Genomic DNA, 18266 nt, shown 5'->3' with positions numbered 1-18266 from the left:
ATCCACAAAAGGCGGGTTAATTAGTCTTCTAGCCCCCCAGGGAGAAACTCAAGTAACCCCCTCCTACATTATCGATTATTTGGGGTTGGGATGCAAGGTTTCAGTTGGGTATCAATGCTTTTAATGTGGTCAATAAACCAATCGCGCAAGTCTTGTTTGATGCTGAGAACAATTGAGTTAAAGTTATCATGATGTTCGACGCGACTTTTAATCATTTCAAAACTGATCACAAATCGTTTATGTGCGTTCTGATTATTTTTGGCGACGGGACATTTATATAAATTCATGCAGGACTCCTCATATTTGAAATGGTTATTAATATACATTTCCAGAAATTTGATAGTTGATTGAAGTTCCTGGGGGCTGCGGTTTTGTTCCAGGTTAGCAATCAATAAATCCATCTGGTCGAATAGTTGCTGATGTTGAAAATCAATCAAGGGGATGCCAATTTTCAAAGAATCATTCCAAGTGGGAGTCATATATTTAGCCTAATTAATCAAGTAGGTTGACGATGAACGATTGACCAAGTTCTTCCCATACTACTATAGCAAACCCCAAGAAACCGGGTTAGAGACACCCGGTTAAGGAGATAATTATGATTGTGCAGCCACCAAGCGATCGCGCGCATTTTGCAAGGCTAATTTAACCTGTTCAAAACCGGTGCCGCCGTAGCTATTCCGGGCGGCGACGACTTGTAAAGGTGCGATCGCATCATAAATATCGACATCAAATTCAGGGTGTAAAGACTTCCACTCATCGAGGGTAAGGTCTTTTAAAAGTTTCCCGGACTCCAGACAAGTTCTGACCACCTTACCCACCAAATTATAGGCTTCCCGGAAAGGAACCCCCTTAGTAGCGAGATAATCAGCGACATCAGTAGCATTCGAGAAATCTTCCGCCACTGCTTCAGCGAGACGTTGTGGGCGAAACTCCATCCCTTGGGATAACAAAATAGTCATCGCCTCCAGACAGCCTTTCACAGTTTTGACCGCATCAAATAAGGCTTCCTTGTCCTCCTGGAGGTCTTTATTATAAGCCAAAGGTAAACCCTTCATCAGGACTAATAGCCCTTGTAGATGTCCAAAAACCCGGCCAGTTTTACCGCGCACCAATTCAGGAACATCGGGGTTTTTCTTTTGGGGCATAATACTAGAGCCAGTGGAACAGCTATCAGTGAGGGTGACAAAACCAAACTCCTGGGAAGCCCAAAAGATAATCTCCTCGGAGAGGCGGCTGAGGTGAACCAAAATGAGACTAGAAGCACTGAGAAACTCGATCGCCCAATCGCGATCGCTCACCCCATCCAAACTATTAGCATAAACCCGGTCAAACCCCAATAATTCGGCGCTATAGTGTCGGTCAATGGGAAAAGTAGTCCCCGCCAAAGCACCGCACCCCAGAGGGGAAGTATTGACCCGTTGATAAACCTCTCCCAGACGTTCCCAGTCGCGGTGGGTCATTTCCACATAAGCCAGTAGGTGATGAGCCAAACTGAGAGGTTGCGCCCGTTGTAGATGAGTGTATCCTGGTATGAGAGTATGGACGTGATTAGTAGCCAGATCCAATAAAACCCCTTGCAAATGAAGAATCTGGGTGCGGATTTGTTGAATTTGGTCTTTCAGGTAAAGGCGGGTATCAGTTCCCACTTGGTCATTACGCGATCGCCCCGTATGGAGTTTTTTACCGACATCTCCGGCAATTTCGGTAAGTCGGCGTTCAACGGCGAAATGAATATCCTCAGCATCGACACCGGGGTTAAATTGACCCTGGCGGTATTCTTGGCGAATAGTCTCCAAGCCATCAACTAAGGCTTGTCCTTCTTCGGGGGAGATAATCCCGGTTTTGACCAACATTTTGGCATGAGCGACGGAGCCAGTCAAATCATACTCGATTAACTCAATATCAAAGCCGATACTGGCGTTAAAAGTGGCGATCGCTGGATGCAAAGCCTTTTCAAATCGTTGGCTCCAGGTTTTAGCTTCAGTCATAGTCCTATAATCTTTAAATTAGCTATAAATGTCTGAGCAGCAACTGACTGGGGAAAATATTTCCGATTAGGGTAAGAGGCTTTTCGCCCACCACCCCATCCCCAATCCAATCAAAAAAGCCCAAAGCTGTCCGGTTTCCAGTAAATTATTCCAGGTATTCGTAACGTTAGTCCATAAATCAATATTTACCCGTTGACCGAATAGCACTGGTAGGGTCGCGCCGACTTCCCCCCACCCCCATGACCAGTGAGGGGTTAAAATGAGAATATGGCTCCCAGGGTTGCTGCAAGTTTCTACAAACATGGATAAAACATCAACGGACATAATCGGCATTCTCCCCGCTTTAAGAGGGTTGCACCTGTAGCACAACCAGAGTCATGTCATCAATATTACTGTTACTCGGACTGATAAACTTCTGAACTTCGGCAAATATATGATCTACAATGCCACTGGGAGTCTGGGAGTTTTGACAAGCCCATTGAAAGGCTGTCTGTAGGTTATCTTCATCAAAGCGATCGCCTCGTTGATTCGCCGCATCAGTAAAGCCATCAGTATAGTAAATCACAGTATCCCCCGGATGCAGTTGCACTTGGGCTTGGTAGTAACGGGTATCAGCATCAAGACCGATCAACATTCCCAAAGTATCTAACCGACGAATACTGTGGCTTTGTGCTTGCCATAATAAAGGGGGATTATGGGCGGCGTTACTATAGGAGAGAATTCTAGTCTCCGGGTCATACTCCGAATAAAACAGAGTCACAAACCGATTAGAATTTTCTAAGTCAGCATACATCACCCGGTTAAGATGTTGGAGAATCTGGGCGGGGGAATGGCGGTTGAGAACTTCTGCGCGCAACATTCCCCGAGTCATGGTCATAATTAACCCGGCTGGGACTCCTTTTCCCATGACATCACCAATGACAATACTCCAATGTTCCGATGATGTGTCACCGTAGCCAACTTCTCCGGAACCGGGATGATTTTCATGTTCATGTTTGTCAAAATTTGAGGGGATAAAGTCGTAATAGTCTCCCCCGACTCGGTTGGCGGTTTGACAGCGCGCGGCTACTTCTAAACCCGGAATTTTCGGACATTTACGCGGAAGTAGGCGCAGTTGAATTTCTGCACCAATTTCTAATTCTCGGTCTAGGCGTTCTTTTTCCCGTAATGAAACTGATAGTTCATCATTAGCGATCGCCACAGCCGTTTGATCAGCTACCAGTCTAATTAATTTCTGGCGGGTTGGTGTCCACAGGTAATCAGGAGCATGGCTGAACACATACAACCGCCCCCGTGATACATTATTAACCAGGATTTCCGTGCTAAAAAGTTTTACATCCTGCCCCAAGCAACTACTCACCTGATCGTCTAGGTTTGCCACGTATTGGGGCGCGAGACTCTCGGGAACCACTCCCACCGTTATGGTATCATTAGGCTGGGATATCACCTGTCTGGTAGCCGCCTCTAAAATGGCGCGAATATCCTGACACTGACGACCATCTTGGCAGTGTAGGCGTTGAAATCTCACCTGACCGTTAGGTTTAAACAGCACCAAAGCACCCCCATCAGCATCTGTCACTCGACTAGCAACTAGGGGAGTTAATTCTAAGAACTGATTGAGATTATTAAAGCTACGGAGGGCAAAACTTAGGGAACTCAGCAACTCATTAATATTTTGCTGTTCCCGATGGAGTCTAGCCACCATTTGCTTTAAGTGAGAGGCTGATGTCACATCAGCATCTGAGGAACTTGAAAGGGAGTCTGAAGGTTGTTCTGAGCGTCTTGGAAGTGGCACAGCAGTCATATTATTAGTATATATTTTTTGAAGGTTAGAGTGCAATAGTAAGTCCAAAAAAATGAAAGTCTCTCTGCCAAAAGTCTGGTTTTCTGGCAAGTATCCATGACAGATTATCCCTGGCTACACTGCAGGGTACTGCCATCTACAAAATCGGCAATTACCACCAGTAATCATGAGCTACCCTCCCCCAGTGGCTAATATTTACCCTAGGCGATCGCTTATCTGGTGTTTTTGAAGATGGCAATATGTGGGAATCTGCTCTATAAAATGATTAACTGTTCCCCATGATGACACTTAAATAGCCATATTGGCACTTTAACAGAGCTTTAACCACTTAACAGGGCTTCGATAAACTCGTAGCTTGAAAAAGGCCGCAGGTCTTCGATACTTTCCCCAACACCAATAAAACGAATCGGTAGACCTAGCTGTTGTACAACAGCTAAAGCCACACCACCTTTAGCAGTTCCATCTAATTTTGTCAAGACCACACCGCTAAGTTGAGCAACTTCGGCAAATACTTGGGCCTGGCGTAGTCCGTTTTGACCTAAAGTTGAATCAAGGACTAGGAGGGATTCTACCTTAGCATCTGGTGCTTGTTTGTCTATTACGCGACGAATTTTGTTAAGTTCCTCCATCAGGTTCTTTTTGTTCTGCAATCTACCAGCAGTATCAATAACTAGCAATTCGGTCTCGCGGGATTTAGCAGCAGCGATCGCATCATAAACCACGGCGGCCGGATCTGTATTCTTTCCAGGATTAGCAATCACCTCTACGCCACTACGTTCGCCCCAGACCTTTACTTGTTCGACTGCTGCCGCCCGGAAAGTATCCCCAGCCGCAATTAAAGTCCGGTAGTCTGACTTTTGGGCAATATGGGCAATTTTCCCGATGGTAGTAGTCTTTCCAGCTCCATTGACCCCGGTAATTAACCAAATATTCAATTGTTCTTTTTCGGGGGCAAATGTGGGACTATAGCCATTTTGATAGGGTTTTTCCAGGAGATCTCGCAGAAGTTGTTTTAAATAGGCGATCGCATCTTCCGGGGGTAAAGCATCCTCTAGCAGGCGGTTTTGTAGCGCCTCAATAATCACGTCAGTAGCTTCTACACCCACATCAGCTTGCAGCAATAAAGCCTCAATTTCTTCTACCGCCGCCTGATTTAGGGGTCCCTGACCAACGATCGCTTTTAATTGATTGAGCAAATTACGGCGAGTCCGCCCTAAACCTTTCCACAGCTTTTGTAGCCAGGTGATTTCCTCTACTGCTACTTCCTCTGGTCTACGTCCCTGATTAGCCAAAACTTCCGCCGACCACAGGAACATCTCATCAAATACTAGATCCGTCGATTCTCCCTCACCGCTGGCTGTGGTTTGCCCCCCTTCCGGTTCCGGTTCGGAAATAGCCGTTTCTTTTAATCTCTCAATTCTCGCCTGTCGTTCCGCCTGGGTTCTCGCCCAAATTGGCAAAGACTCATCAATACTCTCTTCAACAATCGCTACAGGTTCAGCGGTTTCTCTAACTTCCGCCGTCTCTGCGACTTCCTCTGCGACTTCCTCTGCGACTTCCTCTGCGACTTCCTCTGCGACTTCCTCTGCGACTTCCTCTGCGACTTCCTCTGCCACTTCCACAGGTTCAGTCGTTTCTGTTAATTCTGCGGGGGTTTCCTGAGCCTTGATGGTACTTGTTTCGGCTTCTGTGGGAGGGGAGACATCATCAATAGCATCTTCTGTGGGGGCTTCTGTGGGCTGGTGTTGTTGCTGAATATTTTGATAAGCAGCCTTAGCCCACTGTAAATAATCCTCATTAGCGGTTGTAGGCTGAGGCGGTTGTTTATTTTCGGGTTCGTCGGGAGTTGTTGAGGGTTCAGCTTGTTGTGTATCTTCTGCTGAGGGGCGATCGCTAAACTGGCGGCGGAACCAATTAAAAACCATTTTACTAATTACTCAAATTTGACAACAGATTTAGGTGTTGGTGAGGCGGGAATTTGTAATAGCAGACCCACAGCATCACCGAAATTTAGACAGATGAAGACTGAGTTTTGAGGTGATCAACAACACGACGGAGAACCCCGTTAATAAATCGGTAGCTGTCCTGGTCGCTATAACGTTTAGCCAACTCCACCGCCTCATTAACGGCAATTTGTTCTTGAACTCCCAGATATAACAATTCAGTGACAGCAATCCTTAAAATATCGCGATCGATGCGGGGGAGTCTGGATAATTGCCAATCAACCATGGCCCCTTCTAGGGAACTATCGACAGCTTCCCGGTGCTTGTTAAGCTCGACCAAAATTTTGACAGCATAGGAGTAGACATCTTCCTGACTTGCCAATTGTACCAATTCCGGCAATTCCACAGCAGTAGATAAACGATTAATGGCTGATTGAGCCAATGCGATCGCCTCACTAACCATTGTCCGGGCGCTGTGCAAATCCGCCGCCCTAGTTTGGCTACTCAAAAGGCGATCGTTACCCCGTTGTAATTCGGCCATAGCCGTCTCTAGGGATTCTTGTCCTTCTGTGGTTAAGGTACGGACAGCAGCGAGGACCACATCTTCCATTTGCTGAGTCTCAAGCTTTTCGGGAGTTGATGGCAGTTGGCTCATCCCCAAAAGGGCGAGTTCACGGGCTGTTCTACGAGCTTGCATATTGGTTTAGTATAAATGTCTTAGTTTAGCAACAAAGTAGTGGCTGGGATAGATTCTAGCAAAAAATCGGTTTCCAGCTCACCCCAAGCAGCTTTTGTGGGTTAAGGACAAAAAAGCCGGGAAAACCCGGCGGAAAGTTGTCAATTTTCAGACACAAATCAATAAGCCAGTTCTACCAACTTGAGACTGAGATTCCACATTTTCTCAGCTCTTTCCTCATCTCTAGCTTGGGGCGAGACCCGTTGCACAAAAGACTGTCGGCCTTTTTTCTGGCGATTTCCCCAACTCCAGTAAGCACCAGACTGGCGATATTCCTCATCAAGGACCACAGCAGCCACTCGTTCTCCAGCCAATTCCTGAGACACATAGCCCTTGGTAATGTATTTCTGGAATATAGGAAATATTTTCTGGAACAGGGGATAGTGATTGCGGAACAGGGGCGTATCCGCGACGCAACCTGGGTAAAGAGAGGTGAAAGTGATACCAGTTTCCTCGTGATAGCGTCGGTGCAATTCCCGCATAGTTAGGACATTGCAAACCTTACTATCTTTATAGGCTTTGACGGGTTCAAATTTTTTGCCGTCAATCATAGAAACCGGTTCTCGGAAGCCCTTAGCAAACCCTTCCAGGTCTCCCAAATCGGGGCGGGGTGGAATTTTGCCACCGAGTTCGTCGGGGTTATGGGTAACCGTTCCCAAAATCACCATACGCTTATCCTCAGCGGGAGAGCGTTTCATGTCCTCCATCATCACATTACAGAGGAGGAAATGCCCTAGGTGATTGGTGGTCATGGTCAACTCATAGCCTTCTGGACTACGAAGGGGTTCTTTTATGAGGGGCATATAGATAGCCGCATTACAGACTAACCCCTCCAAGGTTCTACCCGTAGCCCGGAATGAGTTGATAAACCGTCGGACACTCTCAAGGGAACCGAGGTCGATATGAAGGATAGTGCGGCTGTCTTCGGGAATCCCTAATTCTTGGGCGGCGGCTTCTGCCTTTTCCAAGTTACGACAAGCCATGATCACATGAGCGCCCCTATCGGCGAGGGCTTTGGCGGCGTATAAACCAACCCCCGAAGAGGCACCCGTGACTATAACCGTTGATTTTTGATCCTGTACCATTTTTAGTTAAAACTCCGTTGATCACCGTCAGTTTTCTAAGTAATTATTCCGACGGAGACCCTGGCTGTTATTGATTTAGCGAGGTATCCTTAATCCCAGTATTATATTGCTAATCCTGTGGCGATCGCAACCATGTTTGAGGGATATTCTCAAAACCTGCCAAAAAAGCTGATGGTCAGCTATCATCAAGAATATAACACCATCGGCAGGTGATGCCACCGTGCATCAAGGCGGGATATTGTCTGTCTAGCCAGGCGTATACCCTACTGCCAGTATTAATTCTGTCCTTTGACTGTAAAATCATGAGCAGTGTCCCCAATCAAGACCAAAAACCCAAAAATTCACCATCATCAGCATCAAACAACGAGGAGAATGCTTGGGTTGAAGGCATTAAGACTATTGGACTAAGTATAATTTTGGCTTTGGGTATCCGAACTTTTGTCGCAGAGGCTCGTTATATTCCCTCTGGGTCAATGCTTCCCACCCTGGAAATCAACGATCGCCTGATTATTGATAAGTTAAGCTACCGTTTCAGCGAACCGCAACGGGGAGATGTGGTAGTTTTCAATCCCACGGAGGAACTGAGCCTACAATACAATGATGCTTTCATTAAGCGGATTATTGGCTTACCCGGCGAAACATTAGAGGTTCGGGACGGACAGGTTTTTGTGAATGGCGAACCCATTGAAGAGGACTATATTGCCGAAGAACCCCAATACAAATGGGGGCCGGAAACCATCCCCGAAGGCGAGTTTTTAGTCCTGGGGGATAACCGTAACAATAGCTTTGATAGTCACTATTGGGGATTTGTCCCCCGAGAGAATATCATCGGTCGGGCTGTGGTCCGGTTCTGGCCCTTAGACCGTCTGGGAGGGGTCGATCGCAGTTTTTAACCGACTTTTTTGGCTGTCAACCGCGCCAAGTTTTCATGACTTTTCCGGTCATTTCCTGCCCCCAGCAGGGGGTATTAGCCGATCGCGATTTGATGGTGGTGTGATCGACCCTCCAAGGCTGTGCGGGGTCAAAGAGGGTTAATTCGGCGGCGCGGTTGACGGCAACAGTGGGGGGAGAAATAGCCAAACAGTGGGCGGGTTGGGTGCTTAAAACTCGCCACAGTTGCAGTGGCGACCATTGAATATTAAAAACGGTATCTGGCTGTTGGACAAAGGTTTTCCACAGTAGAGATAAGGCTAATTCTAAGCCGATCGCCCCTGGGGGTGCATCAGCAAAAGCAACGGTTTTTTCTTCGTAGGTGTAGGGGGTGTGGTCAACAGCGATCGCATCAATAGTCCCGTCTACAATAGCCTGAATTAGGGCTTGGCGATCGTCTGGATTACCCAGAGGCGGGTCAACATTAAGATTCGGATCGTAGGGATTCGGCGCCCAGCCTAAACCACAGTCAGAAAGCCGCCCGGTAATGGCTTCTGTATCAAATAGTAAGTGCATCCAGGTGGTACTAGCGGTAATAGGTAGATGTCGCTGTTTAGCTTCCCGAATTAGTTGCACACCCCTAGCCGTAGAAACCCGCATGATATGAACCGGAGTTCCGATCGCCGCCACCAATTCCAGGACGGCGGAAATAGCCACAGTTTCGGCATAATCAGGAATCCCGGTCAAACCGCTATAGATAGAGGCGTAACCTTCCCGCATCACTCCTGAGTCCGCCAGAGTGCGATCGCAACAATACAGAGCGATCGTTTTTTTCAGCGGGTTAACATATTCCAAAACTCGCCGCCACAGATTAAGATTTCGATGAGCATATCCATCAGCAAAACCAATAATATTAGTAGTCGCCAATTCTGCAAATTCCGTCATCATTTCCCCCGCCGCACCCCTCGTGGCTGCCCCCCAGACATAAAAGCCATGGGGTGCTAAACCTTGCCAATGTTGAATCGTGGAGAGATTATCAGCAGGTGGTAGCATATCCGGTAAAATCCCCAGGCGGGTATAACCTCCCGCCCTAGCTGCCGCCTCTAAAGATGCAATAGTTTCCCGTTCTTCAAAGCCCGGTTCTCCCGTATGGCTATACATATCCACCAATCCCGGCCCCAAAATCATACCGTGGGAATCAATGATCTGAGTATGTTCTGGGTAATCATAAATCTGGGATTCAATAGCAGTAATATACCCATCAATAATCAGTACATCTGCCACTTGATCTCGTCCATCCATCGGGTCTAATACCCGCACCTGTTTCAGGAGTTCACTACTCATATTCACAGACCAGTCCTAGAGGGCTCCGGCGGCGGTTTGGTCAAGAATACTACCCGATAAATGGGTGGTAATATTCATAGTTTCTAAAACCGGGTTACCTTTAGCACCGTGGGGATAGTCAATTACGGTCACCGAACCATTACCCTGTTTAAAATTCCAGAAATGCTCTGGTGATAAACCCAATAATTGACACAACAGAGCCTTATTTACCGCATCATGAGCCACCACTAATCCCGTCAGGGGTTGGGAATCATATTTATTAATGATATTCTGCCATCCCAGGGCTACCCTTTCTCCTACCTGATTTAAGTTTTCACCTTCTGGCATCTGTACCGTTTCCGGTGCAGTTTTCCACTGATTTAATAAACCCGGATAATCATCCTCAATTTCCGATTCAAATTTACCCTCCCATAAACCATGGCTAATCTCTCGGAAATTGTCCTCAAATTGTAGTTCTATATCTCGGTGATATTCCAGGATAATTTCTGCCGTTTCTCGGGGGCGTGCCATGGGGCTACTGACCGCAAAATCGATTTTAATATCCTGGAGAAATTCGGCAGCTTTGCGAGCTTGTAATCGCCCGTTATCATTCAGGGGAATATCAATCTGACCTTGAAACTGTCCTTTTCGGTTCCATTCAGTTTCTCCATGGCGCACTAACAGCAGTCTCGGTCCACGATGTTCCGGGCGAAGGGTGGGGAGTTTCTCCCGCACATGGCTAGTGAGGTTCATCGATTCTAATTGTACGGCTGCGGGTAGTGGTAGTTCTCCGGGGGTGACATCACCAATATTGATAATGCTAATACCGCAGTTAGACTGTTGAATACTTTGATAGAATTGGGGTTGAACTCCTAAAGCCGTAGCGATCAGCGATCGATTGATGCCGTTATGAGCCACTACTAGGATGGTTTGGTTGGTCTGGATAGAGACGTGCCGCCAAAATTGTTTGGCTTGCTCAAATAAGGCTAACACCGGGAAATGTTTATGCCCAGATTCTAATACCATGAAAAACTCATGGGGGCTCTGTTGCCAACATTGATAATCTTCGGGAAAGCGATCGCGGACTTCTTGGCGGGGGAGTCCAGCCCACAGAGGCAGATCAATTTCCATTAATAGGTCTGTCGGTTGCAACTGAGGGGCTGCATCCAGTCCAGAGCTAATCAATTGGGCTGTTTGTTGCGCTCGTTGTAGAGGACTGTGATAAATAGCATCGAACCTTAAACCCTGGAGGGCTTGGGCGACGCAGGTGGCATCAACGCGGCCCTGGTCGGTGAGAACCGAATCATCCAGGCGGCCCTGAATTCGTTTTTGGGCGTTGTAGGTACTCTGACCGTGACGGACAAGGATTACACGGGTCGTCATCTTAAAATTTTAAGTTCGATGGTAAGCCAGAAGCATTTTAACTTGTTTGGGGCAGTTTCCTACTACTCATTTATGATGTAAAGAGATGTTAAGGGTCTGTCCCAGCAAATCCTCAAGATAGGATTCTGATTAACGGGACTGTTGAAATGCTTAGGGCGTGGGCGAAATTGATGATGAATAATCAGATTACAGGCGATTACCATTGGGGTTTGATGGCTTTGTCTTTGGCAATGGCTGTGATTACCTCTTATATCCCTATGGATTTGGCTGTACAAGTCCGTGAGGGTCTATGGACGGCGAAACGGTGGGGGTTTTGGCTGTGCATAGGGGCGATCGCTATGGGGACTGGTTTGTGGTCTATGGATTTTACCACTATAGTCGCCCTAGAACTTCCCCTAGATGTTACTTATAACCTGTCGATGGTTTTGCTGTCCTTGTTGATGGCTATTATGGCTTCTGGGATGTTTCTGGGGCTCGCACTCAGAGAGCAGGCGAGTCGGTTTATCCTGATTACAGGTGGGATTTGTATAGGCACTACACTGGCTTTGATGGACTATCTGGCAATTAGCGCCATAGCCACGGAAGCTGAGATTGTTTATGATGCACATTTGGTGCTGTTTTCTGTGGCGATCGCTATTGATGTGGCTTTGATTTCTCTGTGGCTGGCTTTTCGACTTGAAGATAACCCTGTAGTCGAAAAAACTAGACAAAAGGTGATCAGTGCAATGGTTATGGGATTTGGTATCGGTGGAATGCACTATATAGGACTTACGGCGACTGGGTTTATACCCAAATTAATCCTCCCTATTAAATCGAGTGTAGCTGTGAGTCCCTCTTTGAGTCCCTCTTGGTTGGCGATCGCCGTAGTATTGGCCACGGTTATCTGTCTATTTTTTATTGTGTTAACTAAGTTATGGGATCACAAATTGGTCAACCAATTGGCGCGCGAAAAAGTTTGCCAAGACAATGAACAGCAGTTTAGGACTTTGATTCAGCAAATGCAGGTGGGAATGTTATTGCTGAATGCTAAGGCAGAAATTTTGGTTTTTAATCAGGCGGCATTGGATCTTTTACGGCTAAATATTGAACCAGATAGCCTTCAGGTGTTTGGAGAGGGTTGGCATTTGGTGGTGGAGGATGGATCGCCGATTTCTTTGTCAGATTTACCTGTACAAAAAGCGATCGCTACAGGTGAAGCAGTGCATCATGTGGTTATGGGGTTTGATGACCCAAAAACCCAACAGCGACGGTGGTTATTGGTGAATGCCACACTACATCAGCCCGGAAACGACGTGACGCGGGTTATATGTACTATTAGTGATATTACTAATCAAAAGCAGACTGAAGAGGCTCTCAGGCGCAGTCAAGAACGATTTACTCTCGCGGTCGAGGGGGCTAATGATGGAATTTGGGATTGGGATATTTCTGCCGATGAGGTTTATCTATCCCCCCGGGGAAAAATTATGTTGGGCTGCGGACCGGATTTAGATTGTTTCTCTAATTTGGACTCGGCGCTAAGAATTATTCATCCAGATGACCGCCAGCGGGTGGAAGGGATGTTAAATCGGTATTTGGCTAAGGAAATTCCCGCTTTTGATGTGGAATATCGCACCGAATTAGATAATGGTGAACGGCGCTGGATTCGCTCCAGGGGGGTGGCTCTTTGGGATGAACATAACCAGCCCGATCGCATGGTGGGATTTCATACTGATGTGACAGACCGTAAAATGGCTGAACAGGCTCTCCGGGAAGGGGCGGAACAAGAACGCTCTATTCTGCAAATGGTTCAGCAAATGCGAAAAACTTTGGAACTAGAGCAGATTTTTAGTGCTACTACTGGGGAACTTAGACAGGCTTTAAATTGCGATCGCGTTTTGGTTTATCGCTTCCGGGAAGACTGGAGTGGAGAATTTATGGCCGAGTCCGTGACTGAAGGTTGGGTGCAACTTACCGCCACACCTCTGAAAACGAAAAATGTGCTTTTCGGGTCATGAATCATCACTGTGTGATTTCCGATACCTATTTGCCACAAAATCAAGGTGGTATTTATTGCCAAGGAGTCACTTATAGATGTGTTAATGATATTTATGAAATGGGTTTCGATGGTTGTTATCTGGAATTATTAAAACAGTTTCAAGCTAGGGCTTATATTATTACCCCGATTTTTTCCGGCTATCAACTTTGGGGATTATTGGCAGTCTATCAGAATTATCATCCCCGCAGTTGGACGACTGCTGAAATTCACACAGTCACACAAATTGGCTCTCAGTTGGGGGTGGCTGTTCAACAGGCGGAATTGTTGGCACAAACCCAAGAACAGGCTAGACAACTGCAACAGGCTAAAGAAATCGCCGATGCGGCTAATCGAGCTAAAAGTGAGTTTTTGGCGAATATGAGCCATGAGTTAAGAACTCCTTTAAATGCGATTTTGGGGTTTGCTCAACTGATGTCTACTAACCAGAATCTGGCTCCCGAAAAACGTCAACATATTGAGATTATTAATCGGTCGGGGGAGCATCTTCTCGGTCTGATTAATGATATTTTGGAAATGTCTCGGATTGAGGCAGGGGGGGCGACTCTTCAGGTGAATGCTTTTGATTTATATGACTTTCTGAAAAGTTTAGAGGATTTCTTTAAATTGCGGGCGACCTCTAAAAATTTACATCTGATTTTTGAGCGCCCTCAAGGTTTGATTAGGTATATTAAAGCCGATGATAAAAAGTTGCGTCAGGTGTTGATTAATTTATTGGTAAATGCCATTAAGTTTACTGATGAAGGTAGTGTGACGGTTCGGGTTTCTCACCAAAACCAGGATACCTCAGATATATTAAAATTTGAAGTGGAAGATACCGGGCTGGGAATTGCTCCCGAAGACTGTGAAGGACTGTTTGAAGCCTTTGCACAAACGGAAACGGGTTTAAATGCTTCCGAGGGTAGCGGTTTGGGGTTGGCAATTGCACAGCAATTTGTCACACTAATGGGTGGTGAAATTACTGTCCGTAGTTGCCTTAACCAGGGTTCGACTTTTTCGTTTACTATTCCAGTACAAAGGACTGAGGACAAGCCGAACCCAGCGATCGCATCTATTATGGATAGGGTCATCGGTTTGGCTCCTAAGCAGGCGCTCTATCGCATTTTGGTGGTTGAAGACCGAGAAAGCAATCGTTTATTGTTGGTGGAACTCCTGAGTGTCCTGGGGTTTTCGGTCAGAGCGGCTAACAATGGCTCCGAGGCGATCGCTATTTGGCAAGAGTGGAACCCTGACCTAATTTTGATGGATATGCGAATGCCTGTCGTCAATGGTTACGAGGCTACCCGCCAAATTCGCTCTCAGCCTGGTGGTCGGGATACCGTCATTATTGCACTGACTGCTAGTGCCTTTGAGGAACAAAGACAGGATATCATGAAGGTGGGGTGCAATGATTTGCTGCGAAAACCTTTTCAGCGAGGAGAATTGCTCAGTAAATTGAGTCAATATCTGGGTGTGGAATATATTTACAATACACAGCCGGAGATGTCCTCAAATTGGAATTATTCCCAAGAAACTGACAATATATAACCATCAAAAATTCACTTAGAAGCAATCAGATAAATGCCAGAATATTGGCGGGAGCAGGTCTATTCTGCTGCGGCTCAGGGTAGTGATTTACTACTATTAGACCTGATTAAGGAAATTCCCGCTCCGTACAGTAATCTGGCTAATACAATGACAGAATGGGTGGGAAATTTTCAGTTTGATAAAGTTCTGGAATTGGTAGAAACAACCAAACCGGAAGCACCTAAGATCCAACAAATGCCGAATTGAGTGAAAATCAGTGGATACACCAAAAGCAGATATTTTAGTCGTCGATGACAAGCCGGAAAATTTACACCTTCTCTCGGAAATTTTGATGCTAGAAGGATACAATGTCCGCAAGGCTGTTAATGGTAAAATGGCTTTGATGGCCGTCAAGACGGTGCAGCCTGATTTGATTCTACTGGATATTATGATGCCGGGAATGGATGGATATCAGGTTTGTAAAGAGTTGAAAAACAATCAAACATTAGCTAAGGTTCCGGTAATATTTCTCAGTGCTTTAAATGATGTTTTTGATAAGGTCAAAGCCTTTGGTGCTGGGGGTGTAGACTATATTACTAAGCCTTTTCAAATGGAGGAGGTTCTAGTGAGGGTGCAAAATCACCTGATGCTGAAGGAGGCGGAAAAGAAAATTCTGGAGTTGAATACTGAGTTAGAAGCCAGGGTTAAAGAACGCACTCAACAATTACAAATTGCTAATTATAAATTGTTGGAAATGGCTCTACATGACCCGTTGACTAAACTGCCAAACCGGGCCTTGTTTATGGACAAGATATCCTTAGTAATTAAGAGTGTCAAAGAGGGTAATAATCATGGTTTTGCGGTGCTGTTTATGGATTGCGATCGCTTTAAGGTGGTGAACGATTCCTTGGGGCATACAGTGGGAGATGAATTGTTAATTGCTATTGGCGATCGCATTCAAAAAATACTCAAAAATAATGATTTACTCTCCCGTTTGGGCGGAGATGAATTTGCCATTATTGTACATGATGTTAATGAAATTGAACCCGTAAGGAATCTCGCTGATTCTATTCTGGAGGTGATGTCTTGTCCTTTTCAAATCTATAGCCGAGAGATTTTTATTAATATGAGTATCGGTGTGGTTCTCAGTAATAGCAACTATGAACAACCAGAACATTTATTGCGAGATGCAGATACAGCTATGTATCGTGCCAAAGCCCTAGGACGGGGACAATATCATATCTTTGACCCGGCTATGCACAAAGAAGCCCTGGATTTATTGGGTTTAGAAACTGACCTAAGACGGGCTATTGAAAATCAAGAATTAATCCCTTATTATCAGCCAATTATTAACTTAGAAACTGGTAAAATTTCGAGTATGGAAGCCTTGGTGCGTTGGCAACATCCCCAACGGGGCTTGGTCCCACCTGGTATGTTTATCCCCTTGGCTGAGGAAATGGGTATAATTACTACTATTGGAACTTTGATGCTGGTAGAAGCCTGTCATCAACTGAAAAATTGGCAGGAGCAGAAATTGGTAGATGAATCTGTTAGTATGAGTGTGAATCTCTCTGTCAGACAGTTTACCCAAGCCGATCTAATTGCAACGGTTGATGATATCCTGGCTGAAAGTGGTTTAAATCCTAAATGTCTGAGATTAGAAATGACTGAAAGTGCGATCGTCGAAAATACACAAACAGCCCGGACTATTTTAACCCAATTTCGCGATCGCCATATCGGTTTAAGTCTCGATGATTTTGGCACAGGCTACTCCTCCCTCAGTTATTTACACGCCTTCCCGGTAGATACCATAAAAATTGATAAGTCTTTTGTCAGTCTTTTAGACGGAACTCCCGAAAATCTGGGGCTAATTCCTGCCATCATTGGTATTTCTAAAACTTTAAATATGGTAGCCGTAGCTGAGGGAATAGAGACCGCCGAACAACTTGCACAACTACGAGAACTAGAATGTAATAGCGGACAAGGATATTTCTTTTCTAGGCCTTTACCAGCTACTCAAATGGCTGAACTTTTGGCAACTCATCCCCAATGGTAAAATCAAGTCCTAAAAATCGATTATTTCCTTTCAATAAAAATATATGAAATTAAAACAGATAATTTTAAGCATTCTGACTTTCATCTCTATAGTATATGTGACTTTAAGCCTGCTCGGCAGTTGGAGTCAGCCCCAAATTCAAAGCCGTCTGGAACTGTATCAGACTAATTTAATTCTCCAGGCTTCTGGGTGGCAACCACAGACGGAAGACCGGGCGAATTTGCTCACCCTACGAGATAATATTATCGGGAAAGATCCGGTTAATGCTGCCCTGAAACAATACCAAAATGTACAGGAGTCTAACTACCAAAATTTACAGCGACTACAACCCAATCAACCCTCACAATTTTCGCGGGGAGAATTAGCACAGACCATAGGTGAGTTAGAATTGCGAATTGGTATTATCCAAGCGGTGCTGGGAGACTCCCAAAAGGCGATCGCTACTTGGGAATCGCTAATTTCTGAAAATGGTAACTATCCCACCAGTGACACAGCGGAAGTATTAGTAGGACTCTGGACAGAACCACCAGATATAGTAGCTGATGCCGAAGATATTTTACAGGCAAATTTAGAGGGTTGGTTCAGTTTTCAAACTTTAGCCCAACTCTACACTTTACAAAACCGTGAAGATGTCTTACAACAACTAAATAATCAACAGCAGAAAACGTCAGAAAATGCCGTCTATAAATTAGCCATTGTTTCCGCTATTCCTGGCTTTGGGTTGGTGTCGGGAATTATCCTATCCATCATTTTAGCAGTGCAATGGTTCCTGAAACGTGAACAGGCAATTATCAACCGTAATGCTGATGTTGAATGGTCTGTTCCTTGGACTGCGGAAACGATTGTGCAAGTGTTTGTTTTAGGTTTTTTCCTAGTTGGACAGTTATTAATCCCATTGATTTTCCAACTCCTCGGTTTAAGACCGGCGGCGGGAGATGTGAGACTGCAAGCCTTTTATATCCTCATAACTTATATGATTTTAGTGGGTGGTGGCTTGGGGGTTTTATATCTGTCTATCAAATCATTTTTCCCTCTCCCGGAAGGTTGGTTTAGGTTCAAATTATGGGATAGTTGGTTATTATGGGGTTTCGGTGGCTATTGTGTAGCTTTACCCTTAGTGATTTTAACTTCCTTAGTCAATCAAAGATTATGGGATGGTCAAGGGGGAAGTAATCCGATATTACCCATAGCTTTAGAAAATCGAGATCCGGTAGCTTTAGGGATATTTTTCTTTACCGCTTCTATAGCAGCACCTTGGTTTGAGGAGGTGTTATTTAGGGGGTTTCTGTTACCGTCCCTTACCCGCTATTTTTCCCTGTGGGGTGCAATTATAGCCAGTGGGTTGCTGTTTGCTGTGGCTCATTTGAATGTCTCGGAAATTTTGCCTTTATTCGTGTTAGGAATTGTCCTGGGATTTGTCTATACACGATCGCGTAATCTCTGGGCTCCTATGTTATTACACAGTTTATGGAATAGCGGCACCTTAATAAGTTTGTATATCTTAGGAAGTGGCGCTAATTAGTCTATAATAAAGCCCCAG

At 45.5% G+C, this 18266-nt stretch carries 16 protein-coding genes; 6 read left to right on the top strand and 10 right to left on the bottom strand.

Translation table 11 applies throughout. The features are described 5' to 3' along the window. Positions 1–68: 68 nt before the first annotated feature. From XZ46_RS13315 to XZ46_RS37555, 8 genes are all read right to left on the bottom strand, one after another. Positions 69–479 carry a bacteriohemerythrin gene (locus XZ46_RS13315; RefSeq protein ID WP_006625418.1) on the bottom strand — a complete coding sequence of 137 codons (411 nt, stop codon included), beginning with the start codon at positions 477–479 and terminating at the stop codon, positions 69–71. Positions 480–593: 114 nt separating this feature from the next. Next, entirely contained in the window at positions 594–1988 is a 1395-nt protein-coding gene (gene argH, locus XZ46_RS13310; RefSeq protein WP_008050997.1) for an argininosuccinate lyase, read from the bottom strand. 66 nt (positions 1989–2054) lie between these two features. Then, positions 2055–2312: a hypothetical protein gene (locus tag XZ46_RS13305; protein ID WP_006625421.1), complete on the bottom strand. Its 258-nt coding sequence runs from the start codon at positions 2310–2312 to the stop codon at positions 2055–2057. A gap of 19 nt (positions 2313–2331) precedes the next feature. Then, the gene (locus XZ46_RS13300) at positions 2332–3792 is read right to left on the bottom strand and encodes a PP2C family protein-serine/threonine phosphatase (RefSeq protein ID WP_008050996.1); all 1461 of its coding nucleotides are present in this window, start codon (positions 3790–3792) and stop codon (positions 2332–2334) included. 320 nt (positions 3793–4112) lie between these two features. Continuing rightward, positions 4113–5717 (bottom strand): signal recognition particle-docking protein FtsY, encoded by a 1605-nt coding sequence (gene ftsY / locus XZ46_RS13295; protein ID WP_008050994.1) that lies wholly within the window; start codon positions 5715–5717, stop codon positions 4113–4115. 85 nt (positions 5718–5802) lie between these two features. After that, positions 5803–6432: a transcription antitermination factor NusB gene (gene nusB, locus XZ46_RS13290; protein WP_008050992.1), complete on the bottom strand. Its 630-nt coding sequence runs from the start codon at positions 6430–6432 to the stop codon at positions 5803–5805. A 158-nt stretch (positions 6433–6590) separates the two neighbouring features. Further along, positions 6591–7556: a protochlorophyllide reductase gene (locus XZ46_RS13285; protein ID WP_006625425.1), complete on the bottom strand. Its 966-nt coding sequence runs from the start codon at positions 7554–7556 to the stop codon at positions 6591–6593. Positions 7557–7731: 175 nt separating this feature from the next. Then, positions 7732–7860: a hypothetical protein gene (locus XZ46_RS37555; protein ID WP_257720194.1), complete on the bottom strand. Its 129-nt coding sequence runs from the start codon at positions 7858–7860 to the stop codon at positions 7732–7734. On the opposite strand from XZ46_RS37555, the gene lepB reads away from it, so the two are divergent. Continuing rightward, positions 7859–8449, top strand: a complete 591-nt coding sequence (gene lepB, locus XZ46_RS13280; RefSeq protein WP_008050990.1) for a signal peptidase I — start codon at positions 7859–7861, stop codon at positions 8447–8449. The genes XZ46_RS37555 and lepB overlap by 2 nt on opposite strands. 16 nt (positions 8450–8465) lie before the next feature. Here the strand turns inward: lepB and XZ46_RS13275 are convergent, their stop codons facing one another. Both XZ46_RS13275 and XZ46_RS13270 read right to left on the bottom strand, forming a co-directional pair. Beyond that, positions 8466–9770 carry a dihydroorotase gene (locus XZ46_RS13275; protein WP_008050989.1) on the bottom strand — a complete coding sequence of 435 codons (1305 nt, stop codon included), beginning with the start codon at positions 9768–9770 and terminating at the stop codon, positions 8466–8468. 15 nt (positions 9771–9785) lie between these two features. Next, entirely contained in the window at positions 9786–11132 is a 1347-nt protein-coding gene (locus XZ46_RS13270; protein ID WP_006625428.1) for a histidine phosphatase family protein, read from the bottom strand. 170 nt (positions 11133–11302) lie between these two features. Here XZ46_RS13270 and XZ46_RS13265 point away from each other — a divergent pair, with 170 nt between their 5' ends. Genes XZ46_RS13265 through XZ46_RS13245 form a run of 5 tightly spaced genes read left to right on the top strand, consistent with a single transcriptional unit; the run spans position 11303 to position 18248 of the window. Then, positions 11303–13126, top strand: coding sequence for an MHYT domain-containing protein (locus tag XZ46_RS13265; RefSeq protein ID WP_228116555.1), 1824 nt, complete (start codon positions 11303–11305; stop codon positions 13124–13126). After that, positions 13123–14691 (top strand): ATP-binding protein, encoded by a 1569-nt coding sequence (locus XZ46_RS13260; protein WP_006669552.1) that lies wholly within the window; start codon positions 13123–13125, stop codon positions 14689–14691. Before XZ46_RS13265 ends, XZ46_RS13260 begins: the two co-directional genes overlap by 4 nt. Before the next feature lie 33 nt (positions 14692–14724). After that, on the top strand, positions 14725–14937 hold the full coding sequence (locus XZ46_RS13255; protein ID WP_006625431.1) for a hypothetical protein: 213 nt from the start codon (positions 14725–14727) through the stop codon (positions 14935–14937). 10 nt (positions 14938–14947) lie between these two features. After that, entirely contained in the window at positions 14948–16726 is a 1779-nt protein-coding gene (locus XZ46_RS13250; protein ID WP_008050986.1) for a two-component system response regulator, read from the top strand. Positions 16727–16769: 43 nt separating this feature from the next. Beyond that, entirely contained in the window at positions 16770–18248 is a 1479-nt protein-coding gene (locus tag XZ46_RS13245) for a CPBP family intramembrane glutamic endopeptidase (protein WP_008050985.1), read from the top strand. Positions 18249–18266 lie beyond the last annotated feature (18 nt).

This window comes from Limnospira indica PCC 8005, assembly GCF_000973065.1.
Lineage (GTDB): Bacteria > Cyanobacteriota > Cyanobacteriia > Cyanobacteriales > Microcoleaceae > Limnospira > Limnospira fusiformis.
The sequence above is the reverse complement of the archived record's forward strand: the minus strand, read 5'-3'. Positions and strand labels throughout refer to the sequence as shown.

Bases quoted from the DNA above. Each gene is read 5' to 3' on its own strand.
- XZ46_RS13260 (WP_006669552.1), top strand. From the start codon at position 13,123: ATGAATCATCACTGTGTGATTTCCGATACCTATTTGCCACAAAATCAA.
- XZ46_RS13315 (WP_006625418.1), bottom strand. From the start codon at position 479: ATGACTCCCACTTGGAATGATTCTTTGAAAATTGGCATCCCCTTGATT.
- XZ46_RS13300 (WP_008050996.1), bottom strand. From the start codon at position 3,792: ATGACTGCTGTGCCACTTCCAAGACGCTCAGAACAACCTTCAGACTCC.
- XZ46_RS13275 (WP_008050989.1), bottom strand. From the start codon at position 9,770: ATGAGTAGTGAACTCCTGAAACAGGTGCGGGTATTAGACCCGATGGAT.
- XZ46_RS13265 (WP_228116555.1), top strand. From the start codon at position 11,303: ATGATGAATAATCAGATTACAGGCGATTACCATTGGGGTTTGATGGCT.
- nusB (WP_008050992.1), bottom strand. From the start codon at position 6,432: ATGCAAGCTCGTAGAACAGCCCGTGAACTCGCCCTTTTGGGGATGAGC.
- XZ46_RS13245 (WP_008050985.1), top strand. From the start codon at position 16,770: ATGAAATTAAAACAGATAATTTTAAGCATTCTGACTTTCATCTCTATA.
- XZ46_RS13270 (WP_006625428.1), bottom strand. From the start codon at position 11,132: ATGACGACCCGTGTAATCCTTGTCCGTCACGGTCAGAGTACCTACAAC.
- XZ46_RS37555 (WP_257720194.1), bottom strand. From the start codon at position 7,860: ATGATTTTACAGTCAAAGGACAGAATTAATACTGGCAGTAGGGTATAC.
- ftsY (WP_008050994.1), bottom strand. From the start codon at position 5,717: ATGGTTTTTAATTGGTTCCGCCGCCAGTTTAGCGATCGCCCCTCAGCA.
- lepB (WP_008050990.1), top strand. From the start codon at position 7,859: ATGAGCAGTGTCCCCAATCAAGACCAAAAACCCAAAAATTCACCATCA.
- XZ46_RS13255 (WP_006625431.1), top strand. From the start codon at position 14,725: ATGCCAGAATATTGGCGGGAGCAGGTCTATTCTGCTGCGGCTCAGGGT.
- argH (WP_008050997.1), bottom strand. From the start codon at position 1,988: ATGACTGAAGCTAAAACCTGGAGCCAACGATTTGAAAAGGCTTTGCAT.
- XZ46_RS13285 (WP_006625425.1), bottom strand. From the start codon at position 7,556: ATGGTACAGGATCAAAAATCAACGGTTATAGTCACGGGTGCCTCTTCG.
- XZ46_RS13305 (WP_006625421.1), bottom strand. From the start codon at position 2,312: ATGTCCGTTGATGTTTTATCCATGTTTGTAGAAACTTGCAGCAACCCT.